The organism is Paenibacillus sp. FSL W7-1287, from assembly GCF_038004245.1.
Classification (GTDB): Bacteria; Bacillota; Bacilli; order Paenibacillales; family Paenibacillaceae; genus Pristimantibacillus; species Pristimantibacillus camelliae.
Window position 1 is genome coordinate 797,464 of record NZ_JBBORD010000001.1, and the last position, 25,503, is coordinate 822,966.

At 44.1% G+C, this 25,503-nt stretch carries 22 protein-coding genes; 16 read left to right on the forward strand and 6 right to left on the reverse strand.

What is annotated here, in order from left to right; all coding sequences use genetic code 11:
* The first annotated feature begins 40 nt into the window (after positions 1 to 40).
* The 5 genes from NSQ99_RS03700 to NSQ99_RS03720 all read left to right on the forward strand — a co-directional run bounded on the left by NSQ99_RS03700 (position 41) and on the right by NSQ99_RS03720 (position 5,476).
* On the forward strand, positions 41 to 925 hold the full coding sequence (locus tag NSQ99_RS03700; protein WP_251666892.1) for a carbohydrate ABC transporter permease: 885 nt from the start codon (positions 41 to 43) through the stop codon (positions 923 to 925).
* Complete coding sequence (locus NSQ99_RS03705; RefSeq protein WP_445670537.1) at positions 925 to 1,767, forward strand: carbohydrate ABC transporter permease; 843 nt, start codon at positions 925 to 927, stop codon at positions 1,765 to 1,767. The genes NSQ99_RS03700 and NSQ99_RS03705 overlap by 1 nt, the downstream gene beginning before the upstream one ends.
* A 27-nt stretch (positions 1,768 to 1,794) precedes the next feature.
* Positions 1,795 to 3,273, forward strand: a complete 1,479-nt coding sequence (locus tag NSQ99_RS03710) for a glycoside hydrolase family 32 protein (protein WP_340835137.1) — start codon at positions 1,795 to 1,797, stop codon at positions 3,271 to 3,273.
* A gap of 136 nt (positions 3,274 to 3,409) precedes the next feature.
* Positions 3,410 to 4,309: a TIGR01777 family oxidoreductase gene (locus NSQ99_RS03715; RefSeq protein ID WP_340835139.1), complete on the forward strand. Its 900-nt coding sequence runs from the start codon at positions 3,410 to 3,412 to the stop codon at positions 4,307 to 4,309.
* Between the two features lie 54 nt (positions 4,310 to 4,363).
* Positions 4,364 to 5,476: an SGNH/GDSL hydrolase family protein gene (locus tag NSQ99_RS03720; protein WP_340835140.1), complete on the forward strand. Its 1,113-nt coding sequence runs from the start codon at positions 4,364 to 4,366 to the stop codon at positions 5,474 to 5,476.
* A 60-nt stretch (positions 5,477 to 5,536) separates the two neighbouring features.
* Here the strand turns inward: NSQ99_RS03720 and NSQ99_RS03725 are convergent, their stop codons facing one another.
* Entirely contained in the window at positions 5,537 to 6,940 is a 1,404-nt protein-coding gene (locus NSQ99_RS03725; protein WP_340835142.1) for a hypothetical protein, read from the reverse strand.
* A gap of 120 nt (positions 6,941 to 7,060) precedes the next feature.
* Here NSQ99_RS03725 and NSQ99_RS03730 point away from each other — a divergent pair, with 120 nt between their 5' ends.
* Positions 7,061 to 7,516: a hypothetical protein gene (locus tag NSQ99_RS03730; protein WP_340835144.1), complete on the forward strand. Its 456-nt coding sequence runs from the start codon at positions 7,061 to 7,063 to the stop codon at positions 7,514 to 7,516.
* A gap of 227 nt (positions 7,517 to 7,743) precedes the next feature.
* Here the strand turns inward: NSQ99_RS03730 and NSQ99_RS03735 are convergent, their stop codons facing one another.
* Complete coding sequence (locus tag NSQ99_RS03735) at positions 7,744 to 8,712, reverse strand: family 43 glycosylhydrolase (protein WP_340835145.1); 969 nt, start codon at positions 8,710 to 8,712, stop codon at positions 7,744 to 7,746.
* 460 nt (positions 8,713 to 9,172) lie between these two features.
* On the opposite strand from NSQ99_RS03735, the gene NSQ99_RS03740 reads away from it, so the two are divergent.
* The 7 genes from NSQ99_RS03740 to NSQ99_RS03770 all read left to right on the forward strand — a co-directional run bounded on the left by NSQ99_RS03740 (position 9,173) and on the right by NSQ99_RS03770 (position 19,933).
* Positions 9,173 to 11,956, forward strand: coding sequence for a glycoside hydrolase family 3 C-terminal domain-containing protein (locus NSQ99_RS03740; protein ID WP_340835146.1), 2,784 nt, complete (start codon positions 9,173 to 9,175; stop codon positions 11,954 to 11,956).
* Between the two features lie 176 nt (positions 11,957 to 12,132).
* Positions 12,133 to 12,936: an alpha/beta fold hydrolase gene (locus NSQ99_RS03745; protein ID WP_251666880.1), complete on the forward strand. Its 804-nt coding sequence runs from the start codon at positions 12,133 to 12,135 to the stop codon at positions 12,934 to 12,936.
* Between the two features lie 289 nt (positions 12,937 to 13,225).
* Positions 13,226 to 15,475, forward strand: a complete 2,250-nt coding sequence (locus NSQ99_RS03750; protein WP_340835150.1) for a methyl-accepting chemotaxis protein — start codon at positions 13,226 to 13,228, stop codon at positions 15,473 to 15,475.
* A gap of 149 nt (positions 15,476 to 15,624) precedes the next feature.
* Entirely contained in the window at positions 15,625 to 17,094 is a 1,470-nt protein-coding gene (locus NSQ99_RS03755) for a protein adenylyltransferase SelO (protein WP_340835152.1), read from the forward strand.
* Between the two features lie 95 nt (positions 17,095 to 17,189).
* Entirely contained in the window at positions 17,190 to 17,936 is a 747-nt protein-coding gene (locus NSQ99_RS03760; protein ID WP_340835153.1) for a hypothetical protein, read from the forward strand.
* Between the two features lie 308 nt (positions 17,937 to 18,244).
* The gene (locus NSQ99_RS03765) at positions 18,245 to 19,741 is read left to right on the forward strand and encodes a sensor domain-containing diguanylate cyclase (protein WP_340835156.1); all 1,497 of its coding nucleotides are present in this window, start codon (positions 18,245 to 18,247) and stop codon (positions 19,739 to 19,741) included.
* 63 nt (positions 19,742 to 19,804) lie between these two features.
* Positions 19,805 to 19,933: a hypothetical protein gene (locus tag NSQ99_RS03770; protein WP_285855668.1), complete on the forward strand. Its 129-nt coding sequence runs from the start codon at positions 19,805 to 19,807 to the stop codon at positions 19,931 to 19,933.
* Positions 19,934 to 20,023: 90 nt separating this feature from the next.
* Here NSQ99_RS03770 and NSQ99_RS03775 read toward each other — a convergent pair whose 3' ends face one another.
* Positions 20,024 to 20,824 carry a TIGR00266 family protein gene (locus NSQ99_RS03775; RefSeq protein WP_251666873.1) on the reverse strand — a complete coding sequence of 267 codons (801 nt, stop codon included), beginning with the start codon at positions 20,822 to 20,824 and terminating at the stop codon, positions 20,024 to 20,026.
* Between the two features lie 149 nt (positions 20,825 to 20,973).
* Here NSQ99_RS03775 and NSQ99_RS03780 point away from each other — a divergent pair, with 149 nt between their 5' ends.
* Positions 20,974 to 21,594: a DUF3298 and DUF4163 domain-containing protein gene (locus NSQ99_RS03780; RefSeq protein WP_340835161.1), complete on the forward strand. Its 621-nt coding sequence runs from the start codon at positions 20,974 to 20,976 to the stop codon at positions 21,592 to 21,594.
* A gap of 56 nt (positions 21,595 to 21,650) precedes the next feature.
* Here NSQ99_RS03780 and NSQ99_RS03785 read toward each other — a convergent pair whose 3' ends face one another.
* The gene (locus NSQ99_RS03785; RefSeq protein ID WP_340835163.1) at positions 21,651 to 22,568 is read right to left on the reverse strand and encodes an aldo/keto reductase; all 918 of its coding nucleotides are present in this window, start codon (positions 22,566 to 22,568) and stop codon (positions 21,651 to 21,653) included.
* Positions 22,569 to 22,662: 94 nt separating this feature from the next.
* On the opposite strand from NSQ99_RS03785, the gene NSQ99_RS03790 reads away from it, so the two are divergent.
* Both NSQ99_RS03790 and NSQ99_RS03795 read left to right on the forward strand, forming a co-directional pair.
* On the forward strand, positions 22,663 to 22,833 hold the full coding sequence (locus NSQ99_RS03790; protein WP_340835165.1) for a hypothetical protein: 171 nt from the start codon (positions 22,663 to 22,665) through the stop codon (positions 22,831 to 22,833).
* 16 nt (positions 22,834 to 22,849) lie between these two features.
* Positions 22,850 to 24,469 carry a glycoside hydrolase family 9 protein gene (locus NSQ99_RS03795; protein WP_340835168.1) on the forward strand — a complete coding sequence of 540 codons (1,620 nt, stop codon included), beginning with the start codon at positions 22,850 to 22,852 and terminating at the stop codon, positions 24,467 to 24,469.
* Between the two features lie 165 nt (positions 24,470 to 24,634).
* Here NSQ99_RS03795 and NSQ99_RS03800 read toward each other — a convergent pair whose 3' ends face one another.
* Both NSQ99_RS03800 and NSQ99_RS03805 read right to left on the reverse strand, forming a co-directional pair.
* On the reverse strand, positions 24,635 to 25,036 hold the full coding sequence (locus NSQ99_RS03800; RefSeq protein ID WP_251666867.1) for a secondary thiamine-phosphate synthase enzyme YjbQ: 402 nt from the start codon (positions 25,034 to 25,036) through the stop codon (positions 24,635 to 24,637).
* A 20-nt stretch (positions 25,037 to 25,056) separates the two neighbouring features.
* Positions 25,057 to 25,368, reverse strand: a complete 312-nt coding sequence (locus tag NSQ99_RS03805) for a YbjQ family protein (RefSeq protein ID WP_251666865.1) — start codon at positions 25,366 to 25,368, stop codon at positions 25,057 to 25,059.
* Between the last annotated feature and the right edge of the window lie 135 nt (positions 25,369 to 25,503).

The following is a 25,503-nucleotide window of genomic DNA, read 5'->3' on the forward strand; positions in this document are numbered from 1 at the left end:
GACTTTCTTCTTTTAATCCACGGAATCGGAGGAAACTGGCATGATCTCTGAAAAAAACACAGTAAAGAGAATAGGCAACCAACTACTTTTTACTGGTCCAACACTACTTGCTTTTATAGCGGTCATCATTGTTCCGTTTATATACGGAATTTACATGACATTTTTTAAATGGGATGGCATCTCATCGAGCATGCCTTACGTTGGGTTCAATAACTATGAAGCAGTTTTCAACGATACAAAGTTTTGGACTTCTGTATGGTTAACGATTAAGTATGTTGCAGCAAGCGTCTTCTTAATTAATACGGTTGCCTTTTTGTTAGCCTATCTCGTTACAATGGGCATTCGCGGACAAAACTTTTTTCGAACTGCTTTTTTCTCGCCAAACCTTATTGGCGGACTCGTACTCGGATTCATCTGGCAGTTTATGTTTAACAACTTTTTCACTTCGATTGGTGAGAAGTTTGGCTGGGAGCTATTTAGCAAAACATGGCTTGGTAATGAAACGATGGCTTTCTGGGCACTCGTACTCGTTACCGTTTGGCAGTACGCAGGTTATATGATGGTTATCTTTATCGCAGGTCTAATGAGCGTACCTAAGGATATATTGGAGGCAGCGACGATAGACGGAACAAGTGGCTGGAAGCAGTTAATACACATGGTATTGCCGCTTATGGTTCCTTCCTTTATCGTAACGATCTTCCTATCGTTGCAGCGTGGATTTATGGTCTACGATGTAAACTACGCGTTAACAGGCGGGGGACCATTCGGGAGCACAGTAATGGCTTCCATGCATGTGTATGACAAGGCCTTTCAGCGATTTGACTACGGGGTAGGTCAAGCAGAGGCGTTTGTATTGTTCTTTATTGTCGCGACAGTGACCATTGTTCAGGTATATCTAACGAAGAGAATGGAGGTAGAGGCGTGATGCAGATGGCAAATGCTTTGAAAAAGGGCTCCATATATGTCGTTTTATTGCTAGCACTGCTGTTCTTTTTAGTTCCTTTTCTTATTCTTTTATTCAATGCATTTAAGACCAATGCAGAAATTATCGCATCTCCATTTTCATTGCCTGTATCTATTTCCTTCAAAAACTTCGGACTCGCAATGGATCAGATGAAATATTGGTCTGCATTTAGCAATTCAGCAATGATTACATTCATCAGCTTGACGGTCATATTAATTTGCTCAGCAATGACCGCGCATTATTTTGTACGAAATAAAACGAGAATGAATACGATGTGGTTTTTGATGATGGTTGCTTCCATGATCATACCCTTCCAATCGATTATGATTCCGCTCGTTTCCATATATGGTGCGGAGCTAGGCTGGATTCAGTCTCAGCCAAAGCTAACGCTAATGTTTATGTATGTCGGCTTTGGAAGCTCGCTTGCAGTGTTTGTCTATCATGGATTTATTAAAAGTATTCCGCTTGAGCTAGAAGAAGCGGCGCAGATTGATGGCTGTAATTCAATACAGACCTTCTTTAAAATTGTTTTACCTATTCTTATGCCGACTGCAGTAACGATTGGTATTCTGCATGTACTGTGGATTTGGAATGACTACCTGCTGCCGGTATTGATTTTACAAAATGCAGGATCTGACAATTATACGCTGCCGCTAGCGATTCAAGTGTTTAGAGGATCGTATTCCTCAGACTATGAACGCTACTTACCAGCTGTTGTGATGGTTGTACTTCCTATTATGGTAGTTTACTTGTTTGCGCAGCGATTTATTATTCAAGGTGTTACACAAGGCTCAGTGAAATAGAAAATATTAATTAAGCAGGTGGATTGGATGAATCAGGTGAGGAAGCATATAGAAGCTATACAGCAGGCAGAGCAATTTGTAAATGAATCGTTACAGCATGCAGTGCCTGACGTTCATAAACCGAGCTATCACGCATCACCACGCATTCACTGGATGAATGATCCGAATGGATTAATTCAGTATCGCGGTGAGTATCATTTATACTATCAGCATAATCCATACTCTGAGGAATGGGGAAACATCCATTGGGCGCATAAAAAAAGCAAGGATCTCATCCACTGGGAGAAGCTTCCTATTGCGCTTGCACCTAGTGAATGGTACGACAAGGACGGATGCTTTTCTGGGAGCTCGATTGAGCATGAAGGAAAGCTGTACGTGTATTACACTTCCAATGTATTTACGTCTCCGCAGGGCTTGCCGGATGATCTTCTTCAGCAGCAATGCCTAGCAATATCTGAAGATGGTGGTATTAGCTTTACTAAATACGAGAATAATCCGATTATCGAAGCTCCTCCAGCAGGTATCGGTCAGAATAATCATTTTAGAGATCCCAAGGTGTGGAAGCACGGTGATCACTGGTATATGGTGCTGGGCACCAAAAAGGATGATAAAGGTAAGGTGCTGCTTTACCGTTCACATAACTTGCTGGAATGGGAATATGTTAGCGTCATTGCACAAAGCGACGGCTCGATGGGCTATATGTATGAATGTCCAGACCTGTTCCGAATTGGTGAGTATGATATTTTACTCATATCTCCAGAGGGCGTTCGTGACTATCCGCTATCTGGCTATTATGTTGGCAAGCTGGACTATGATACGGGCACGTATACACACGGGGCATTTCATGTGCTGGATGATGGCTTTCATTTTTATGCACCGCAGACGATGGAGGATCATCTAGGCAGAAGGCTGTTAATTGGCTGGATGCCGATGAATGGAAGGAAGCTCGGGAAAAGCTGGTCGGGTGCTATGACAATACCGAGAGTATTGACGCTGGATGAGCATAACGAGCGGCTAATCATTCAACCCGTCGAAGAGCTAATAAAGCTTAGAACGCAGCATATTCAGCATAAGCAGCTGATCGTGGATAGTAGCTTGGAGCAAGCATTGCCTAAGCTGCAGAGCAGAAGGGCAGAGCTGAAGGTGGCGTATAACCTGACAGAAAGCGATGCACAGGAATTTGGTATATCGATTCTTGCTTCAGATCAGCGTGAGGAAGAAACGGTTATCCGATACTCAGTATCGTCCAACGAGCTTACACTGGATTGCTCGAAATCATATAATGGCTCTGACAGAGTGAAAAGTATTACGCTCGGGCAAGCATCAGATCAACTCATTCTGCATCTATTGATCGACCATTCTGTCGTCGAGATCTATGTAAATGAGGGAGAGCGAGTGCTCAGCTGCTTCGTTTTCCCGAAGGAAAGCAGCAATCATATTCATTTATTCACAAGCAGTGGAAAGGCAGTCATAGACAGCCTTGATTTCTGGGAGTTAGATGTATAGAGTTTATAGGCTAAGAATGGATAAAGCGCGCAGCGAGCTTTATCCATTCTTTTTTATGTACGAAAGGGATAAGTGGTCATGGGGGCATGCGGGCAGGTATAATATGGTTAGAATGGAGAGAAAGGTGGTGGGTTCTATGAAAATAGCGATTGCCGGCGGTCAAGGATTTATTGGCAGCTCCATGTGCAAAGGCTTTCTAGAGCAACAGCACGAGGTATATATTCTATCACGTCAGCCTGAGAGAATTACGCCAATGCCTGGAGTTACATATATAAGGTGGATGCATGAGGGCGATCGACCAGAGGAGCAGCTTGAAGGTATCGACACGATTGTTAACCTGGCCGGTCAGTCTCTAAGCAGTGGTCGCTGGACAGCCAAGCGAAAGAAGACGTTATTAGAGAGCAGACTTTCTACGACGAAAGAAATCGTTAGAATCATTGGAGCGTTGAAGCGGAAGCCTTCAGTGCTCATTAATGCTAGCGCCATCGGCTATTACGGAATTTCCCGTGATCGGCAGTTTACGGAGCAGGATATTATCGGACCGACCGACTTCCTATCACATATCGTAAATGAGTGGGAGCAAGAAGCGATGAAAAGCGGCATCCGTACCGTACTTATGCGATTAGGTGTAGTGCTCGGTGCAGGTGAAGGGGCGTTCCCTAAAATGCTGCTGCCCTATAGGCTATTCGTTGGAGGGCGACTTGGCAGTGGACAACAGCCACTGTCCTGGATTCACATTGATGATGTCGTTGGAGCCGCGCTTCACTGTATAAACCATTCTACTATGCAAGGCGCTGTAAATTTCACTGCGCCGCAGCCGGTAACGATGGAGCAGTTTGGACGTACGCTGGCTGAGCAATTACATAGACCTCACTACTTCCCTGTCCCAGGAGGGTTAATGAAGCTGATGCTAGGCGAAATGAGCATGCTGCTCTTGGAGGGTCAACACGTCATTCCTGAGAAGCTACTTGGCGAGCATTACTCGTTTCAGTATGCAGATCTTTCCCGAGCTATTCAGTCACTTGTCAGCAAATAGTCACAGCCAATGATACCAATCGCTTATATATGAGGATGAGAGGAGTCAGTGAATATGGTGAATAGCTATGCTATAGAGCATGAACATATTAAAATTCACGGACGAACAAGCAGTGAACGAAATCCGCTTACGTTGTTTTGGACTGGCAGCGGGATAGAGCTGAATGCAACAGGAAGCGAGCTGCTGCTAGAGGTTGAATCAGACTATGGGCAATACGAGCAATGGATCAGCATATGGATCAATGGTGCTGAGGTGAGTCGCTTGATGCTGGAGAAAGGCCGACGCTGGATTACACTGTTTCGTGGAATGAATGCTGGAAAAGTAAAACATGTACGTGTCATGAAGGAAGTCCAAGCGATGAGCGGCGATGAGCGAAGTCTGTTGCAGCTTCATGCTTTGCAAGGGGACGGCAAGCTGCTGCCTGTTCCAGCTAAGCGATACCGTCTTGAGTTTATTGGTGATAGCATTACTTCTGGTGAAGGCGCGATTGGTGCACGTGAGGAGGAAGATTGGCTTCCAATGTTCTTTAGTGCGAGTCACAATTATACCAAGCTGACGGCAGATCTAGTAGATGCGGACTATCGTGTCCTCTCACAAAGCGGCTGGGGTGTTCTAACAAGCTGGGACAACAACCCAAACCATGCGCTTCCGCTTTACTATGAGCAGGTGTGCGGACTGCTTTCTGGAGCAAGAAATGAAGCTTTAGGTGCGAATCGGCCCAATGATTTTGCAAGCTGGCAGCCGGATGCTGTTATTATCAATCTCGGTACGAATGACAATAGCGCGTTTTATCAGCCGCCATGGAGGGATGAGCATACAGGAGTGCAATATAAGCAGCGACTGCTAGATAATTCAAGCTATCATCCTGAGGATATTGCAGCTTTTGAGGCAGCTGCAGTAGCTTTTTTACACAAGCTTCGTTCGTGCAATAAGTATGCACAGCTGCTATGGGCATATGGCATGTTAGGTATACCGATGCTGCCCGCCATTCATCGAGCCGTTGAAGCCTATAAAGTAGAAAGTGGAGACGAGAAGGTCAGCGTATTTCAGCTTCCGATCATGACCGAGGCTACGGTAGGAGCAAGAAGCCATCCCGGTCAGCTTGCGCATGTAAAAGCAGCAGAAAAGCTAGCAGGTTATCTCGCTACCTTGCTGTTTGAGCGATAACTTTTTACACACAAAAAAGGACAAGAATAAATCTTGTCCCCGTTTTGCTCGTAATATAAATTAAGGTACTATCTTAAGACTACTAGCATGCAACGCAGTGCTCGTTGTGAAATATTCAGCAACAAATATAGTTTGATAATATTTCGTATAAACATATCTAATTTTTGTACTTGCACCCTGGCTTACATTAAAATTAGAAGTCACATTTCCACTATAAGTATATGAACTTTGTACACCTAGTCCATTATCTTGCCTATAAACTGGTAAAGCACCACTAGCCGTGCTTGCATCGGTCACTGAAGGTGAAAATCCTAAAGATTTCTTCATTACCCAGCTCGTAATATGCGTGTTGTGTGGGCTACTGCCAAAGGCCTTTTTTCGATATGATAAAGCAGTACTGCTTAAAGGAATCGTAAAATTAAGGGACTGGAAACCGAAAGTAGGTCCAAAATAAAAAGGTATGCTTACATCTAGTGTAGAACTACTATTAGCAGGCAAAGCAGTTCCTCCAACCGCATACAATAAATCATCAGCACTTAAAATTTCCACAGTAAAAGTATCTGCTGCGACATCGATGACCTTATATGGAGAAGCTGTAATAGACTGAATATATTTTGTCGCATTGCTTGTATAGGAGTTTGCTTTAGCATAGTGGGTTGTTATTGATTGATTTCTTAGCTCATTTGTAGAGTAGAAACTTATTGCTGCTAGGTTACCATACGATGAAGTAGCGTAATCTGTTCCTTGATACACTACTCTTGCATCAACAGAAGAAGGTTGGATTAGATCATTTGAGGTATTGGAATTAATATCATTAAGCTCTTGTACTTTACTTACTTCTTGTTGTTTTCTCAAAATTTGAAAGGCTTCTTGAATCACTACACTGTCTTTATCTCCGAAATAGAAAAAAGAAGGTGTGCGTCCGTTGCCACCGCTTCCAATTGTTACTGAAAATAACGATTCCGCGGTGTTTGGTGAGTAATGTAATCCAACATCAATTACATTCTGATCTTGTTCCTCAGCTGTGTCTGTTTTACCTAAATATCCGTGTAAACCACCTATATACACTACATGATTTTCATTAGTTGTAATTTTCTGAAGATCACCAGCTAAAACTGTCTGATACTTATTATCATTTGTATCAATAGTAATAATTGCATTTACAGTTAAGCTTCCGTCATCATTTTCATGAGTCTTCGTAAATTCAAAATCAACACTAGATGAATCTGTTAATTTTGCTTTTTCCAGTTCCAGTGCAGCATTATTTACTTTGTAAGTAGCAGTTTGGTGTTGTTTGCTTTGTGTAGCTTGAGTTTCGGCTAACTCAATTTGTGTAGCTGAAATATTCAGATGTTGTGTGATAGCATCTTGAGGCTGTACTCCGCTTTCATTTGTTGACACACTTGATGCAAATGTTGCAAATAAACAAATTACCAGCACTAGAGACAAAAACTTCCTTTTCACTTAATCACTCTCCTAATATTGAATAATTTCATAGATTATAGTACCATAAATTTACTATTATGTAAAATAGGAGGCGTTAATATCAGAAAATTACTATCCTATCTTATAATTTCCACGATATTGTTTGCTACTTTAACTGGTTGTCAAAATAAAGATTCTACTCAAGATTCTAATATTGAAAAGCTAAAGTATAACGGTATTGCGCTTTATCAAAACAATGAAGATCATATTAAAACTCAATTTCTAAGAAGCATCAATGATGTTAATAGCTTTATTGCTGCTTTTAATGAAATCAAAAAACAACCCGCTGATACCAAAAAGGTTGAGCTAAAAGATTGGGAATATGTAATTGAATTGGGGGAAAAAGTTACCCCAGTAAATAATGATACTGAACCCTACTTTGAAAAGAATACTTTTAAACTACTTATCTTTATACAGGAAAACTACATCCTAATTGGTACTGATTTATACTCTACACAGGATAATATTGTTACCAAGATGGATGATTTATTTCAAGAATATATTGAAATTAATAAGCTTTATGGTTTTGATCTTATTGAATGGAAGAAATATTAGAGCAACCACTTTAGTGAAAGATATTCGCCATAGTGCTAAATATATTTTTAGCATGGTGGCGTTTTCAATGTTTATCGTCGATTTAAGCAACAGCTTGGGGAAGTGTTAGTTAAAGGTGCTGATCGTTATTACTGATCGATCAGCACCTTCATGTCCCATCATTGCTTTATCTTAGGTTACTTAATTCTGATCTTCCTAGTTGAGCCATTCATCGAGCTAGCATGTCGCTAATTAAAGTAAGGCCAACCGCTCGAATCCCAATACAGATCGCTAATGAGCAGCTTAGGTGCGCCGTTTTCGGCAACGCTATAGGCATGGCGCGCGATGACATTGGTGCCATACACATCCTGCCCGCCAGGGCCTACCCACGCACTGTTTCCGCTATCGATGACGGTTCCTCCGCCATTCTTCATATCGACGCCATTTTTATCAACAAACGGACCAAATGGGCTCGTTGAACGCCCGACCGCAATTTTATACGTACTGTTCAAGCCTGCACAGCACGTACCGATTGAGACGAACAAATAGTAATAGCCAGTATTGCTGTTGTAGACGAGGCTCGGTCCTTCGATGCCACCTGACTTGGTTGCGACGCGATAGGAATTGCCGGTAGGCTTCATCGTTGAGGTGCTAATTTCTGTGACATAAATACCATTACTCCAGGAGCCAAAAGCCATGTAGAGCTTGCCGTTATGTCCCTGCACGATGTTAGCATCGATCGCATTGTAGTTTGTAGAGTTGTTAGAGGAGATGACCATGCCGCGATCCGTCCATACACCGCCAGAGATTGAATTCGTTGTCACAAGGCCGATGGCGGATACTTTTGAGCCGAAGGTAGAAATTGAATAATACAGGTAGTAGGTACCGTTATAGTAGAAAATATCAGGGGCCCATACATCCAAGCCAGTATGGTTCGGCACATATTGGCTCCACCAGGAAGGTCTTGATGTGAAGATTGGGAGGGAGCGGTTGTAATGCTTTCCATCGGATGACCACAGCACTTGAAGACCTTCTCCTGTACTGAACACCCAATGTGTTCCCGTTCCGTTCTCGACAATATAAGATGGGTCGTGAACATTTGTATCGCCAGTTAAATTCCATGTTGCGGCGCTAGCAGGAAGCATTAAGCTAACAAAAAGCAGGATGGCAAGCAGCGCAGATGTAAGCATTGTTTTGTGTGATCGTACGTGTTGCATGGATATCATTCTCCTTTACTTATGAATTTCCATACCTTCATTACGAGTTAACGAGCTCATCACCTCCACAAATTTATTGATAACGCTTTCAACCCGTTGTGCTAAGGAATGGAATTGTCCGATTATAGCTCCTTCCATTCCTTAATAAGTATATTAATACTTAACCAAAGTAGAAACAACATAAAAATAATAATTTTTAACAAAAATATTAACGATTGGAAGCAGCTCGGTATGCTCGATCGAGTAATTTGAGTTTCAATATCTAGTATTTAGCTGATTATTTCTTAAAATGTGATAGTAGAACGTGAGAAACGGTCCCATTTATAATAATGTCTATAAGATATAACGAACTTACTCTATAATAATGATGAATAACTGGAAAACTTTATATCATTTTTATGAAGTGATTTACAATTTCTATTCAATGGCAGCACTAAATTTGAAGTTGGGAGTGGTAGATTTGAATACAGAGACATTAGGCATTCCATTGCCTGGATTTGCGGAGTTTAGTAGAGAGGTGGCAGCACAAGGGGCGGTACTCATAAAAAATGAAGACCAAGCGTTGCCTCTTAAGCAAGGTGAGCAAGTAGCGATTTTTGGGAGAATTCAAGTCAACTACTATCGCAGTGGTACAGGCTCAGGCGGCAGTGTGCATGTGACGCACACGACGAATTTGCTGGACGGCTTACGCTCTAAGAAGCAGATTCAAGTTAATGAGAAGCTTGCTGGCATCTATGAGCAATGGATCGAGCAAAATCCTTTCGATAACGGCGGCGGCGGCTGGGCTGCAGAGCCATGGCATCAGAAGGAAATGCCACTTACAGATGAGATCGTTGCCGAAGCTAGAGCAACTTCCTCTAAAGCGATCGTTGTTATTGGACGTACGGCAGGCGAGGATCAGGATAATGCAGACAAGCCTGGCAGCTATCGTCTAACCGAAGAAGAGAGCGATATGCTAAAGCTTGTAACGAATCATTTTGAACAAACGATCGTAGTACTCAACGTTTCCAATATTATAGATATGAGCTGGATGAATGAAGATTATGTTCATCCAATCGCAGCTGTCATGTATGCATGGCATGGCGGTATGGAGGGTGGCAATGCCATTGCTGATGTGCTTGTCGGCGAGGTTACACCAAGTGGTAAGCTGACTGATACGATTGCTTACTCCATCGAGGACTATCCATCGACTAATAACTACGGTAGTGAGATCGAAAGTGTCTACGAAGAGGATATTTATGTAGGCTATCGCTATTTTGAGACGTTCTGCCCAGATAAGGTTCAGTATGAATTTGGTTACGGCTTGTCCTACACGACGTTCAGCATCGCACCTGAGGATGCAGTGTTAACGTTGAACGATGGCAAGGAATTTATCGAGATCGCGGTGAATGTAACGAATACCGGTAGTACGTATAGCGGTAAGGAAGTCGTTCAGATGTATGCAGGAGCACCACAAGGCAAGCTAGGTCAGCCCGTAAAAGCGCTCGTTGGCTTCGCCAAAACGAAGGAGCTGCAGCCTGGTGAAAGCGACAAGCTAGTCATTCGCTTCCCAGTCAATGCAATGGCTTCCTACGATGATGGGGGCTTTACAGGACACCGTTCAGCGTATGTGCTGGAAGCGGGGGAGTATGTTTTTTATATAGGAAACAGTGTGAAGTGCGCCCAAAAGGTACAATTTGAAGGGAAATCAGCGTTTGTTATTAACGAGCTTCGTGTCGTAGAGCAGCTAAGTGAAGCGCTAGCACCAACGGCAGACTTTAAGCGTATGAAGCCAGGTGCATTGCAAGCAGATGGCACCTACGAGCTGACGTATGTGGATGTGCCGAAGCAGCGAATTTCGCTTAAGGAGCGCATTGAGAGCAATTTGCCGAAGGAGATTACGCCTACAGGAGATCAAGGCTACAAGCTGAAGGATGTTAAAGAAGGCCGTGTGACGATGGAGCAATTTATTGCCCAGCTAAGTGACGATGATCTAGCGACGATCGTGCGCGGAGAAGGAATGAGCAGCCCGCTTGTTACACCTGGTACTGCATCGGCGTTCGGTGGTGTAAGTGATGCGTTGTATAACTTTGGTATTCCAGTTGCATGTACTGCGGATGGACCATCTGGCATTCGAATGGACAGCGGTCATAAGGCAACTCAGGTTTCCATTGGTACGCTGCTTGCAGCAACGTGGGATGTGGAGCTAATTGAGAAGCTTTACGTCATGGAAGGACAGGAGCTCGTTAGAAACGGCATCGATACGCTGCTTGGGCCGGGCATGAACATTCGTCGCAGTCCATTGAATGGCCGTAATTTTGAGTATTTCTCAGAGGATCCATATGTTACTGGTATCTTTGCAGCAGCATGCACGAGAGGAATTATCGAAGGCGGATCAACGGCTACCTTGAAGCATTTTGCCTGCAACAATCAGGAGCAATATCGTACGAAGGTCAATGCGGTAGTATCCGAGCGTGCTGTTCGTGAGATTTACTTGAAGGGCTTTGAGATTGCGGTCAAGGAGGCAGGTGCGAATTCCATTATGACGTCCTACAACCCGATCAATGGTCATTGGTCTGCTTCGAACTATGATTTGAACACGACGATTCTACGAGGCGAATGGGGCTTTGATGGCATCGTTATGACGGATTGGTGGGCGCTTATGAATGATGTCATTAATGGCGGCCCGGCAGATGCTCGCAATACGAACTTTATGATTCGTGCACAGAACGATCTTTATATGGTTGTTAACAACTATGGTGCAGAGATTAACTCGCATGATGATAATACGATGGCATCGCTTGCTAATGGCACATTAACGCGTGCTGAGCTGCAGCGCAGTGCGATCAATATTTGTAAATTCATTATGAACGCGCTTGTCTTTACGAGAGAACAGCAGTTTAACGAAGCGGTTGATTCACTAAAAGCGAATGCTGCGCTTTCTCCAGCAGAGGCACACGATCTCGCTGTTGATGCTCAGATTAAGCCAAGTATTGATTCATCGGTCTATATGAAGGTACCGGAAAGTGGTCAGTATCGAATTATCGTTCATATTATGTCACCGCATGTGAATACTGCACAAAGCGCATGTAATATATGGCTTAATGAGCAGCTGGCAACGACGATTCAGACGAATGGTACAGACGGCAAATGGATTAAGCAAAAGCTCGTAAAGGTTGAGCTTGAAGCTGGCAACTACGAGCTGAAGCTAGAATTCACGAAGCCGGGTATGGTCATCGATTGGATTCAATTTAACAAAGTTTAATAGACTAATTTGCAATCATACAATACTCACTAGATCTTTCAGGAAGGATGAGTCATGCAGAGGGGTGCGCCCTAATGCATACTCATCCTTCTTTGTTTTGCGCTCCTTATGACATTAGCCCAGCCTATATTGAATATATTTAGCACATATCGTATATAGAAGGGCGGAAGGAATGAATGGGTTATTATGTAGAGGTGGAGCAAGGCATAAGGCTGTTTGTACAGGATTTGAATCCTGAAGGAAAGACGACGATCCTATTTATTCACGGCTGGCCGCTCAGCCATAAGCAATTTGAATATCAATTCGACGTGCTTCCTCAGTATGGCGTTCGCTGTATCGGCTTAGATTGGAGAGGCTTTGGTCAATCCGACAAGCCTTACTTTGGCTATAACTTTGATCGATTGGCGGATGATTTGCGCGCGGTTATCGATACGATGGGCATTACCAATGTCATATTGCTTGGACACTCAACAGGTGGTGCCATTGCTACCCGTTATATGTCTCGTCATAAAGGCTATGGTGTGTCTGGTTTAGTGCTTGTGGATGCAGCTGTACCGACTGGGCTTCCTCCCGAGGTTGCCAACCCAATTATTGAGCAGACGCTGAATGATCGCCCCAATATGCTGAATGACCTGACCAATATGTTCTTCTTTCAATATGCGACGAGATCGTTTCAGCAATGGTTTTTTGATCTAGGTCTAGAGGCTTCTGGCTGGTCAACCGCAGCGATTATGAAGCTGCTAAGTGAGGCGGATCTTCACGCAGACCTGCCCGCTATTCAAGTGCCGACGCTAATTATACATGGCATCCACGATCAGGTTGTTCCTTTCTCGCAGGCAGAAGCATTGCATAAGCAGCTGCCAACCTCTCAGCTTGTACCGCTGCTTTATAGCGGACATGGCGGCTTCTGGGAGGAAAGGGATAGATTCAACCGGATACTGCTAGAATGGCTCGGTCTATCAACTGGCAGCTCATCCTAACAAGCGTTCCTATCGTCTCTATTAAACTTCATGTATAATAGCAGCTCATTATTAGCTCATAAGTGCAGGAGGAGCCTAATGTTAGTAAGTACAGAGGCTCCTTTTTCATTTTAAATGCGTTAGCATGTGATAAAACTTTGGAACGATTACGAATAGACTGCTCAATGCTGCTGTAATAACATTAATATAAATATTATTTGTTAACATTTATATTGTAAGTTCAACACTCCTGTAGTAACATGTATGTTAATAAATAACTAATTTATTAACCATAACAGGGGGCTTTCACATGAGCAAAAGAAAGCAAGTGCACAATAATGTAGGCGCTTACAAGCCGGAGCGAAAATCAGCGATTCGTCCAAATCGATTGAAAACGATTGGAACTAAGCTATTTCTGTTTTTTGTTTTAAGCATGGTTGTTGCTGTTATAACAGTAGGTCTTGTTTCTTATTTTGTATCGAGTAAAGCTATGGAAGAAAAGGTATCCGAGGTTGCTGCACAAAGCTTGCAGCAAACATCTGAAAAGCTAGATTATTTGCTAAACTTTTATGAAAATATATCGCTCCAGCTTACGCTTGACCAGGATTTTATAGGTGATCTGACCTATCGACTAAATCTCATAAAGGCTGGGACAACAGAGAATCGCATGAATGTCGAAGCTAAAATAATGGACAAGCTGAAGCAAACAGCGACGACGAATAAAGTATTTATACAGCTGTTTGACGAGCATCTATACACGCAGGTAGATACAGGGAGAGACTATGTGTCTGCTATCTTCTCATCAGGCAATGGAACATCCGCGATTAGCTTTTACGAGCCGTACTTTGAATCTGTCATCGCTGGCAATGGTAAGGCTGTCTGGCTCGGAGCGATCCCGAAGGGTGAGATAGGCTCAGAAACGGTTTACATATCGATGGGGAAGATGATGAAGACGAACAGCGGGAACTACTTGCTGTTTATTGAATTTAAGGAAGAGATTATCGCTGAAGCTTTGGCTAATCTTGAGCTTAGTAGTGGTCAGCTGCCAGAGCTTATTAACGCATCAGGAGAGCTTGTCTATTCAGATTCTCCATATGTCGAATCGGGGCAAGCCTCTGACATAGCAACCGAAACTCAAGGTGATGGCCAGCAGCATTCCGGTGAGGTAGAGAACGCAGTGCTTCCGGAGGAAGAGCTTGCGGATGCACAACAGGGAGAGGCAGTAGTCCCCGTTCAGCTAGAACGTAGAACTCACGGGCGCTACCAGCTTCCAGAAGCTGCCGACACGAGCGGCTCTTACATTGAAGATGGTCAGCTTATTGTATACAGCACATCGGATCGTACTGGCTGGAGTTTAATTCAGGGAATGCCACTGGCAGAGCTGACTCAAGGTATTGATCGTATATTAACGATAACCGTGATACTTATAGCTGGAGCGGTAGCTGTTTCGTTCGTGCTAGGTGGGATGATTGCACGAATGATAAGCAAGCCGATTCGTGAGGTTTCACAGCTTATGAGAGAGGTCGAGCGTGGCAATCTGACGGTTAGAATGCAGAGCAATCGAAGTGATGAAATCGGTATGCTCGGGCAAAGCTTTAACCAAATGGCGGATAATGTAGGCAGCTTAATTGCTAGAACAAGCGGTGCGCTCGACTATGTGCTTTCATCTGCCAAAACGCTGCAGCAGGTATCACAGCAGATGGATACTTCCGCCAAGGAAATCGCTGTCGCTACAGATGAGATAGCACGTGGTGCCGATCTGCTGTCAACGCAATCAGAAGAGGGAAGTGTTCATGCCGCTTCAATCGAGGAAGAGATGAGTGTTCTCTTGGATAACAATCATATTATGCAAAGTCATGTAATCGATGTGAAGCATGAAAGTAATCAAGGGATCAAGCAAATGCAAACCTTGCTGGAGAAAACAACGAGGGGAGAAGCTCTTACGCGACAAACGCTGGAGCGTGCAGAGCAGCTGACGGCACGTGCGTTAGAGATTGGGAAAATTCTAGAGCTGCTCGATAATATTGCCAAGCATACGAATTTGCTGTCGCTTAATGCAGCGATTGAGGCATCACGTGCAGGAGAGCATGGTCGCGGTTTTATGGTCGTAGCGAAAGAAATTCGTCAATTGGCTGATCAATCGAGAGATTCCATTATTGTAGTTAATCAGATCATTGCTTCCATCGTGGAAGACATCGAAGGTACAGTACAAGCGATGAATGACAGCTACCCGATCTATAAAGAACAGATAGCGGTCGCGAGACAGGTGGATACGGTGTTCCGCGATGTAGATGTAAGGATGAATACCTTTGTAGAGAAGATCAATGATACGACTGATTCTGTTAATAAGCTGCATGTTGCGCAATCTACGTTGTCTGAGATGATGATGCACGTCAGTGCTACGGCAGAGCAATCCACCGCCATATCTGAGGAGGTTGCGTCAACCTCTAACAATCAGTTAGCCATTAGTTCAGAGCTCGTTCAAGTATCGCAGCAGCTTCATGAGCTGTCCCAAGAGCTCCAAAGCATCGTTTCTCAATTTCAAGTGAAATCCAGCTAATAGGTAATGTTCTCATGAAGTGAAGTTTATAAGCTGCGCATTACGTTCATCAGTATTGGGAATCATTCCAGTATGCTATAGTAAAATTAATCAATACGAAGTACGGATGCGTAACGATAATGCTTCAAGTGGAAAGGAAAGTTAACGACATGGGAACTATACGTACAGCGATTGGCTGGAAATGGGATAACAGCTATACGCGATTACCTGAAACTTTATATCGCATGCAGCTTCCTACGCCTGTTTCTCACCCTCAGCTCGCCCTTGTGAACAATGCACTAGCTGAACAGCTGGGGCTCAGCATTGAGGAGTTAGAGGTGGATGGTGCTGATATATTAAGTGGAAATAAAATTGCTGAGGGCTCTGAGCCGCTAGCTCAGGCTTATGCTGGTCATCAGTTTGGTCATTTTACGATGCTAGGTGACGGTCGAGCGATATTGCTTGGCGAACATATTGACCCAAGCGGACGAAGAGTGGATATTCAGTTAAAAGGCTCAGGGCGCACACCTTATTCGCGTGGCGGTGATGGACGAGCAGCGTTAGGCCCGATGCTAAGAGAGTATATCATTAGTGAAGCATTGCATGGGCTAGGTATACCGACGACTCGCAGTTTAGCAGTCGTCGAGACAGGCGAAGAGGTTTTACGTGAGACAAGGCTTCCGGGCGCGATATTAACTCGAGTTGCATCCAGTCACCTGCGTGTTGGTACGTTCCAATATGCGGCAAATTGGGGTGGTGCTGACGTCTTACAGCAGCTCGTAGATTATGCTGTACAGCGGCATTATCCAGACATTAAGTCGGGTGAAGGTACAGCACTAGCTTTATTGCAGGCAGTTATCGAGCAGCAGGCGAAGCTTATCGCTAAGTGGCAGCTTGTCGGCTTTATTCACGGTGTTATGAATACCGACAATATGACCATTAGCGGAGAATCGATTGACTTTGGTCCGTGCGCATTTATGAATAGCTATGATCCAGAGACGGTGTTCAGCTCCATTGATACAGGAGGACGATATGCGTATGGCAATCAGCCGCAGATTGCTGGTTGGAACTTGGCACGCTTAGCAGAGGCGCTATTGCCGGTTATTCATCCGGATTCCACGACAGCACTTGAGCAGGCTCAGGAAGCTGTGATGGAGTTTGGCAAGCTGTATGAGCGATATTGGCTTCAGGGGATGAGAGCTAAATTAGGCCTGCAGCATGAAGATCAAGGTGATGAGCAGCTTGTTATTGATTTACTCGTAATGATGCAGGAGACGAAGGCTGATTACACGAACACATTCCGTGATCTGACGCTAGGACATATCGAGGAAATGAGTGTCGCGAAGCATAAGGATTGGGAAGCTTGGCATAGTCGCTGGGAGGAAAGATTGCACGCTCAGGATGCGGATACTAAGCGAGCATATGAGCTTATGCGAAGCAGTAACCCAGCTATTATTCCACGGAATCATATCGTGGAAGAGGTGCTGGAAGCAGCCGTTAAGCAAGGCAATTATGAGCAGCTAGAGCAATTTGTCGAAGCTCTGCAGTCTCCATATGCTTACACAAGTGAACAGCAAGCGTATAGTGAGCCGCCGTCAGAGCAGGTGGAATGTGGATACCAGACCTACTGCGGGACGTAGCTAACGATGGTTCAAGAACATAAGAGCAACAATGAGGATGAATTCTGCCTTCGTTGTTGCTCTTTGTATAATCATTACGATTGCAAGGAGTAGCTATGATCATTAGTCATACCTTTTCGACCTATCGTCACACCATTGCGAGCCTGCCACCCATTCTATCGTTAACTAGGGAAGAGCTGCTTGTAGAGGACTTGATGTTGACACGCATTGCACCGTTAGAGCTCTATTATGCTCCGCACAACGATGTCATTTTTGAGCATGCCAGGCTAATGATTGTAGGGCTAACACCTGGCTTTCATCAGATGCAGATTGCGCTATCCGAGGCACAAGCAGCCATTCAGGCGGGGCTCAGTGACGAGGAAGCCTGCATCAGGGCGAAGCGAAGCGCACGATTTGCAGGAGCGATGCGCCATCATTTAATTGATATGCTGGATCAGCTTAATTTACATGAAAAGCTAGGGATTGATAGCTGCTTTACGTTGTTTGATCAACATATAGATTGGTTGAATTCAACCTCTGTACTGCCGTACCCAGCATTTTTACAGCATAAAAATTATACGGGCTCACAGCCTAATCTGCTGAAGCATGAGCAGTTAAGTTGTTATGCGCTAAGTCATATGGCCAAGCAGCTTGAGCTGCTGCCGGGCATCCCGGTTATACCGCTAGGAAAAAGTGTAGAAGGCATTCTGCGTATGCTCGTTGCGCAGCATACACTAGATGAGCGGAATGTGATGTGGGGATTTCCTCATCCATCAGGGGCTAACGGGCATCGACATCGGCAATTCTCTGAGCAGAAGCAGCAGATGATCCAGCGAGTTGCAAGCTGGACTATGTCTAGATAGCAGATATATGCTTGCACCACAAGCTGGGTTATCGGGTTGAACCTATCAAGCTGCACATGAAAGTATAAAATCGTATAGGCAGAATAGATGAACAGGGTTAAGGCATCTAACGCATCTAGGGAGATTATTTATAAAAAAGTAATCATTACGAAAGCTGTAATTGTGATATAGTATTGTCAATCATAATTAAAGAAGGAGCTTTCTGTTCATCGATGAAGCTATCTCTAAAATTAAAATATTTAATATTAGCTGTCGCCATGATTTCGATTGTTTTAACTTTTTTTAGCAGCACCCTATCGGGTTATGAGATGAATAAAAGAAATCTGATCGATAGCACGCTGGAAACTAACCGTGTGTATGCCCAGAAGCTTTCTAACACGACTGATGTGTTTTTTAATATGACCTTGAACACCTTTGAATACAGTGCACAGCTATTAGCACCTATCATGCTTCGTGATGATGACGATCGAGAAGTACAGCTGCTTGAGGAAGCGAATAGACTCAAGTACCAGACGAATACATTGAATTCCATCATCATTGCAGCAGCAGACGGTGAAATACTAGCCACCTCTCCTCATACCTTAGATCTAATTGGAGACACGCTGAACTCGGAGGGTGGAAAACAGGCTTTTGCAGAGCAGAAGCCACTTATTTCGAAGCCTTATAAGGGGATAACTGGTCGGTATATTATATTTATCTCTTATCCTATTTTCGACGAGCAGAAGCAATATTTGGGGCTTGTTGGCGGTACCATTTATTTAATGGAAGACAATGTGTTATACGAATTGTTAGGCGATCATTTCTATGAGGATGGCTCCTATGTGTATGTGGTTGATCCGGATGGAAGAATTATTTACCATGAGGATCACGATCGGATTGGTGATCTCGCTGATCAAAATCCAGTCATTCAAGAGCTAATCAATACTAACAGCGGTGCACAGAGAGTTATTAATACAAGGGGTGTCGACATGCTTGCAGGCTACTCCTATGTGCCGACCTCTGGCTGGGGTATCGTATCTCAGCGTCCGACAGATGCAGCGCTTGTTGCTAATCAGAAAATGATTACGCGAATGATATTGAATGCACTGCCATCGCTGTTGTTGTCCATACTGTTAATCTTTCTAATCTCACGACTAATCGCAATGCCGCTTCAAAAACTGGCTATCCTAACGGAGGATAGCACGCGCAACAATCAAAAGGATCGATTGTTTAGAGTAAAAGCCTGGTATTATGAAGCTATACAATTAAAGCAAGCTCTTACTTACAGCTTAGGCTTCCTGCATGATAAGGTCGATCATATGACCCATGAATCTCAGACAGATGCATTAACGCAGCTTACTAATCGGCGTACGATGGACAAGCTGCTGGGTACTTGGATTGAGGAAAAGCGGTTGTTTTCCTTGATTGTCATTGATATTGATCTGTTCAAGCGTATTAATGATACGTATGGTCATGCGGTTGGAGATGAGGTGCTTAAGTACTTGGCCAATATGATGGAAGCGACTGCTTCGCAATCTGCAGTTTGCTGTCGTTACGGCGGTGAGGAATTTGTAATACTGCTTCCGGAAGCAGGTATTAAAGAGGCCTTGGAATTAGCAGAACGCTTTCGTAAGCGAATAAGTGCACAAGAGAGCCCGTGTGGCGATGTTATTACTATCTCGGCAGGCATCGCATCATATCCAAGCGATGCAGACAATAAGGTTGATTTGTTCAACTTGGCGGATCAGCGTTTATATGAAGCGAAGCGCAACGGAAGAAATCAATGTAATGCTGGACCGGAGCTGATCGGTCCTCATGAACAATGATAATGATCTATCTGTATGTATAAGTTGTCGATAATCACACATAATAAGCTTGAGGTGATAACGATGGCCAAAAAAGGGATGAGAAGACCAGACCCTAAAGAACCGCATGGCACAGAAAGCAATCATAAAATGCGAATGCCTAAAAACGATATGCCGCCAGTACCTGAAATTCAAGGTAAAGCTAAAAACTAGAAATTATTATTTCGTTGTAAGCACAAGTAAGCCCTGCTCTGAAGAGCGGGGCTTACTCTCTTTATACCTCTTGAAAGGCGATGTATTATTCTAGTTGCTAAACAGATCAAATACGTTGCCAATACCGCCTTCACCCTTAGATTTTCCACCGCCACCCTTGGAGGCTGGTGCAGCAGCGAATACACGACTAGCGAGACGGCTGAATGGCAGAGATTGAACCCACACCTTACCAGGACCAGTTAGGCGTGCAAAAAACAATCCTTCTCCTCCGAATAACGCTGTTTTAATTCCCCCAACTGCTTGGATATCGTATTGCACATCTCTTGTCATCGCAACAAGACAGCCTGTATCAATGCGCAAGGACTCTCCAGGCTGCAGCACTCGTTCATAAATTGTTCCGCCCGCATGAACAAATGCCAAACCATCGCCCTCCAGCTTTTGCATAATAAAGCCTTCACCGCCAAAGAAGCCAACGCCTAGCTTTCTCTGAAATTCCACGCCAACGCTTACTCCTTTAGCTGCAGCTAAAAATGCATCCTTCTGGCAAATAACTTTACCTTGTAACTGGCTTAAGTCCATCGGAATAATCTTCCCAGGATAAGGGGAAGCAAAAGATACTCGCTGCTTATGTATGCCCTCGTTCGTGAACATCGTCATAAACAGACTTTCTCCAGTAATGATTCGTTTACCAGCACCAAGCACTTTACCAAGGAATCCGCTCGATTGACTGTTATCAGAGCCATCACCCATAATCGTTTCCATCTTGATATGATCATCCATCATCATTAAGCTTCCTGCTTCAGCTATAACGGTTTCACTCGGATCAAGCTCAACCTCAACAAATTGCATGTCATCTCCGTATAGCTTGTAGTCGATTTCATGATTGTTCATTTGTCAGCCTCCCAGTCTTTCGATATTATATCATTCTCATCATACTAGATATTGGAAGTTATTTCTGTAAATTTTTTCTGATCTATAGAAAGTGACACAAGTGAAATGCCTATCGAATACGATGCTACTAAGAAAGTGAGGAGGATCGTATGACTGAGGTGTTTCCGGTTACGACTCATACACGTGTTGTTCGTGCCGGTGAAGAAATCGTAATCTATTACCCTGAAGTGGTTGGCCTAGCCGATCCTGCATGGCAACGAACGGTTAATACGATGATTGTCAAGCAGGCGCAAGATATGATTGACGAGCAAGTAGCGGGGGATATATCGACCGTTAACACATTAATTGGCCAATATGAGCTGAAAAATAATCAGCGCAACATATTTAGCTTGACGCAATCGAACTACTTATACCGCATGCAGGCAGCTCATGGGATGACCATATTGCGTTCGTTAACTTTTGATATGAGTAAGCATCGAGTATACTCACTGAAGGATTTGTTTAAACCATCAAGTCCTTATGTCGAGCGGCTATCAGCGATTGTTGCCCAGCAAATTAAGGAGAGAGATATAGGTTTACTGTCTCCTTTTACAGGTATAGCTGCAGACCAATCGTTCTATATTGCGGATAAAACACTCGTGCTGTATTTTCAATTATATGAATTGACTCCCTATGTTTTTGGTTTTCCATTCTTCCCAATATCGGTATATGAGCTTAGTGATATCATCGATGAGGATGGCCCGCTGGGCATTATGGCCGCAAATATTTAGCTTATACAAGTAAAACACTCCCCCTTCCAAGAAGGGGGAGTGTTTATGTTCTGGTGCTATGGCAAAATATTGCCTGCTGCTAAATAGATAGCATACCAGTCCTCGCGAGAAAGGTTAACGTCGCCCGCTTTAACGCAGTCTGCCAGGCGGCTAATATTCATCGTTCCCGTAACAGGCTGCATTTTAGCAGGATGGCGAAGCAGCCATGCAATGGCAATCGTTGTATTGCTTACATTGTGCTTAGCTGCAACCTCATTGATTTTAGCATTCAGCTCAGGGAACTTTTCATTATCTAAGAATACGCCTTCGAAGAAGCCATATTGGAAAGGTGACCAAGGCTGAATAGTAATATCATTCAAGCGACAGAAATCTAGGATGCTGCCATCACGATTAACTGCAGCTTCATTTTCCATATTAACATTGAAGCCTTGTTTAATCATTGTTGTATTCGTAATGCTTAGCTGAAGCTGGTTAGCTACAAGCGGCTGCTTTACATATTTTTGTAATAGCTGAATTTGCATTGGATTTTGGTTGGATACTCCGAAATGTCTAACCTTGCCAGAGCTTTCTAGCTGATCAAAGGCTTCTGCAACTTCCTCTGGCTCCACAAGCGTATCTGGGCGATGAAGCAGCAATACGTCCAAATAATCCGTACGCAAACGTTGTAGTATTCCATCCACAGATTGAAGGATATGCTCCTTCGAAAAGTCAAACATCCCTTTACGAATACCGCATTTGGATTGTAGGATCAGCTTTTCACGAACATCATCGTTCATATGTACCGCATCAGCGAAGATGGACTCGCATTGTCCACCACCATAAATATCTGCATGATCAAAGAAATTAGCACCTAGCTCTAGCGACGATTGTACGAAGCGCTCTGCTTCATTTTTATCCAAAGAATTAATACGCATGCAGCCTACTGCAATAACTGGGACTTCAAGATTTGTTGTTCCAAGCTTCATGGTTCTCATTCATTCAACCTCCAAATGATAGATGTGCTGTACCAGCCGCGAGAAAGTGGCTGACAGGATGAACATGCTGGTCAGTCTACATGTATTTTGCCATATGGTAGAGATTAAACGCAATGGCATGATCGATGAATCATATGTTATAAGACTAGCATTAATCCATATGGTTCCATATGTTACATACAATAGAGGGCTGCTGTGCTACAATAATGAGCATGAAATACATCCTATTAGACAGCTTTATGTGAGCGCATACATACGTAACTGAAGACAAGGAGGCACGAATGATGAATGAGAATTATATTGCAATTAACCAGCTTGGCTATCGTCCCAATGACGCGAAGCTTGCTGTTATTCAAGGTAAGCAAAGCAAGTATCGTTTAGTAGCGATTGACTCAGATGAGGTCATCTGGGAGGGGGAAAGCTCTGCCGAGCAGTATGATGAAGCGAGTGGAGTGACGGTATGCAAGCTTGACTTCTCTCATGTTACTCGTGAGGGTAGGTATCGTATTGTAGGAGAGGAAGGTAGCTCCTGGCCGTTCTCTATCTCTTCGCATGTGTATGAAGATGTTCAGGTTGCAGTGCTTAAGGCGTTCTATTACTTACGCTGTGGTGAAGAGTTGACCTCCGAGTACGCTGGGCCTTGGGCTCACGCTGCTTGTCATCACTCGCTCGTTCATGTGCATGGACAGCCCGAGCTGACCTTTGACGGTACAGGAGGCTGGCATGATGCTGGAGATTACGGCAAGTATATCGTTGCGGCAGGTAAAGCTATTGCCGATCTGTTACTTGCCTATGAGCTATATCCTCAGACCTTCAAACGAAAAGTACCCCTTCCGGAAAGTAATGACGTCATGGATGATCTGCTTCATGAGGTTAAGGTTGAGCTCGATTGGATGCTTAAGATGCAGGATGCGGCAACAGGCGGTGTATATCATAAGCTGACAACATTGCAGTTTCCACCATTAGATATGATGCCTGAGGATGACACGGCTGATTTATATGCGATGCCGATATCAGCTACCGCAACTGCTAGCTTTGCCGCTTCCATGGCGATGGCTGCCAGGGCTTATGCAGCCTACGATGAGCATTATGCCGAGCGCTGCTTGCTGGCAGCTGAGCGTGCTTGGCAATGGCTAGAGGAGCATCCGGATGTTGAAGGCTTCCGCAATCCATCTGACGTTGGTACGGGAGAGTATGGGGATTCTCAGGATGAGGATGAGCGTTACTGGGCCGCTGCTGAGCTATATCGAGCAACTGGCAACGATAAATACCACGCTGCTTTCCTTCGTTATGCAAAGCGAAGCAGCTTCAATAAAACATCACTCGGCTGGGCAGATATGGGCGGGTACGGAACAATGAGTTACTTGCTGTGCGAGCATAAGAGGGAGGAAGCAATCGTCAGTGAGCTGAAGCAAGCATTATCCTCACACGCGGATCAGCTTGCTGATGTAAGCAGTAAGGATGGCTACAGTATCTCCATGCTGCCAGAGCAATATCGCTGGGGTAGCAATATGGATGTTATGAATCACGCGATGCTTATGCTGTTCGCGCAGCATGTCGAAGGACATCAACGCTATGAAGGCGTTATTGCAGCACATGTGCATTATTTGCTTGGGATGAACGTTAATGGCATAAGCTACATTAGCGGATACGGACATTCTGCGATGACCCATCCGCATCATCGTCCTTCTGTAGGAGATGGAGTAGATGCTCCTGTGCCAGGCATGGTATCAGGCGGGCCTAACAAAAATCTGCAGGATGAATATGCAGCGAAGCATCTTCAGAATCGAGCGCCAGCTGCTTGCTATGCGGATCATGAGGATAGCTACGCAACGAATGAGGTTACGATTTATTGGAACTCTCCGGCCTTGTTTGTGCTATCTCATTTCACATCGCTATAAACGCCAAAAAAACAGGTGGATTCCTTTCCACCTGTTTTCTTATATGTGCCCATATGCGGATTAACATGCATTGTAAGATGATAAATCGACATCATATGACGACAGCCACTGCTAATGGCTCCACTATGATATGTTATTAATAGGCTAAGACATAAGCGGTTGTGATTAACCAGCCATTACTTTTATGGTTACCTGCCGAGTGCGTGGACCATCAAACTCGCAGAGATATATGCCCTGCCATATGCCTAGAATTAGCTCGCCTTTATGTATAATTACGGATGCGCTTGAGCCGGTCGTTATTGCTTTTAGATGGGATGCAGTGTTTCCTTCTGCATGACGATCAAGCTCGTGGTGCCAAGGATACAGTTCATCCAATCGACGAAGTACATCAATAACGACATCTGGGTCGGCGTTTTCATTGATTGTAATTCCTGCTGTTGTATGAGGACAATAGACAATTACCTGTCCTTCCTTCACTCCGGTTGAACGTACAAACTGCTTCACTTGACTTGTAATGTCAATCATAGCATCGCGCTTTTGCGTAGAAATGGTTAAGGTATGAATCATGGCAATTGATCAACCCCTTCTTAAATGCGAACAGCCGTACCGCTGACAGCCACCATGAGCATTCCTTCTCGAATGACCTCATAATCAATGTCTACACCAATAATCGCATTCGCACCAACTCTTTCAGCCTTGGCCTGCATTTCTGCCATAGCCGCATCGCGTGCTTCCTGAAGCTTGCTTTCGTATGCTCCGGAGCGACCTCCTACAATATCAGTAATTGAAGCTAGGAAATCACGAACAACGTTAGCCCCCATAATAACTTCGCCTGTTGCTACACCTAGGTATTGCTTCACAGGATATCCCTCGATTGTTGAAGTTGTTGTAATAATCATCGTATTCCTCCCTATCGATATAAGTCCATCTGTTCTTGCAGTTCTAGTTCTTATACTATAGCATAACCGAATGAATATACATAATCTGGGATACTGATCAACAGTCTAGAGATAAGAATTTCAGATAGGAAGATA

Excerpts from the sequence above, each read along its gene's own strand:
- NSQ99_RS03795 (WP_340835168.1), top strand. The coding sequence starts at position 22,850 with ATGATGAATGAGAATTATATTGCAATTAACCAGCTTGGCTATCGTCCC.
- NSQ99_RS03720 (WP_340835140.1), top strand. The coding sequence starts at position 4,364 with ATGGTGAATAGCTATGCTATAGAGCATGAACATATTAAAATTCACGGA.
- NSQ99_RS03800 (WP_251666867.1), bottom strand. The coding sequence starts at position 25,036 with ATGATTCATACCTTAACCATTTCTACGCAAAAGCGCGATGCTATGATT.
- NSQ99_RS03765 (WP_340835156.1), top strand. The coding sequence starts at position 18,245 with ATGAATAAAAGAAATCTGATCGATAGCACGCTGGAAACTAACCGTGTG.
- NSQ99_RS03755 (WP_340835152.1), top strand. The coding sequence starts at position 15,625 with ATGGGAACTATACGTACAGCGATTGGCTGGAAATGGGATAACAGCTAT.
- NSQ99_RS03705 (WP_445670537.1), top strand. The coding sequence starts at position 925 with ATGCAGATGGCAAATGCTTTGAAAAAGGGCTCCATATATGTCGTTTTA.
- NSQ99_RS03780 (WP_340835161.1), top strand. The coding sequence starts at position 20,974 with ATGACTGAGGTGTTTCCGGTTACGACTCATACACGTGTTGTTCGTGCC.
- NSQ99_RS03760 (WP_340835153.1), top strand. The coding sequence starts at position 17,190 with ATGATCATTAGTCATACCTTTTCGACCTATCGTCACACCATTGCGAGC.
- NSQ99_RS03745 (WP_251666880.1), top strand. The coding sequence starts at position 12,133 with ATGGGTTATTATGTAGAGGTGGAGCAAGGCATAAGGCTGTTTGTACAG.
- NSQ99_RS03700 (WP_251666892.1), top strand. The coding sequence starts at position 41 with ATGATCTCTGAAAAAAACACAGTAAAGAGAATAGGCAACCAACTACTT.
- NSQ99_RS03715 (WP_340835139.1), top strand. The coding sequence starts at position 3,410 with ATGAAAATAGCGATTGCCGGCGGTCAAGGATTTATTGGCAGCTCCATG.
- NSQ99_RS03785 (WP_340835163.1), bottom strand. The coding sequence starts at position 22,568 with ATGAGAACCATGAAGCTTGGAACAACAAATCTTGAAGTCCCAGTTATT.
- NSQ99_RS03770 (WP_285855668.1), top strand. The coding sequence starts at position 19,805 with ATGGCCAAAAAAGGGATGAGAAGACCAGACCCTAAAGAACCGCATGGC.
- NSQ99_RS03775 (WP_251666873.1), bottom strand. The coding sequence starts at position 20,824 with ATGAACAATCATGAAATCGACTACAAGCTATACGGAGATGACATGCAA.
- NSQ99_RS03735 (WP_340835145.1), bottom strand. The coding sequence starts at position 8,712 with ATGCAACACGTACGATCACACAAAACAATGCTTACATCTGCGCTGCTT.
- NSQ99_RS03805 (WP_251666865.1), bottom strand. The coding sequence starts at position 25,368 with ATGATTATTACAACAACTTCAACAATCGAGGGATATCCTGTGAAGCAA.
- NSQ99_RS03790 (WP_340835165.1), top strand. The coding sequence starts at position 22,663 with ATGGTAGAGATTAAACGCAATGGCATGATCGATGAATCATATGTTATA.
- NSQ99_RS03750 (WP_340835150.1), top strand. The coding sequence starts at position 13,226 with ATGAGCAAAAGAAAGCAAGTGCACAATAATGTAGGCGCTTACAAGCCG.
- NSQ99_RS03710 (WP_340835137.1), top strand. The coding sequence starts at position 1,795 with ATGAATCAGGTGAGGAAGCATATAGAAGCTATACAGCAGGCAGAGCAA.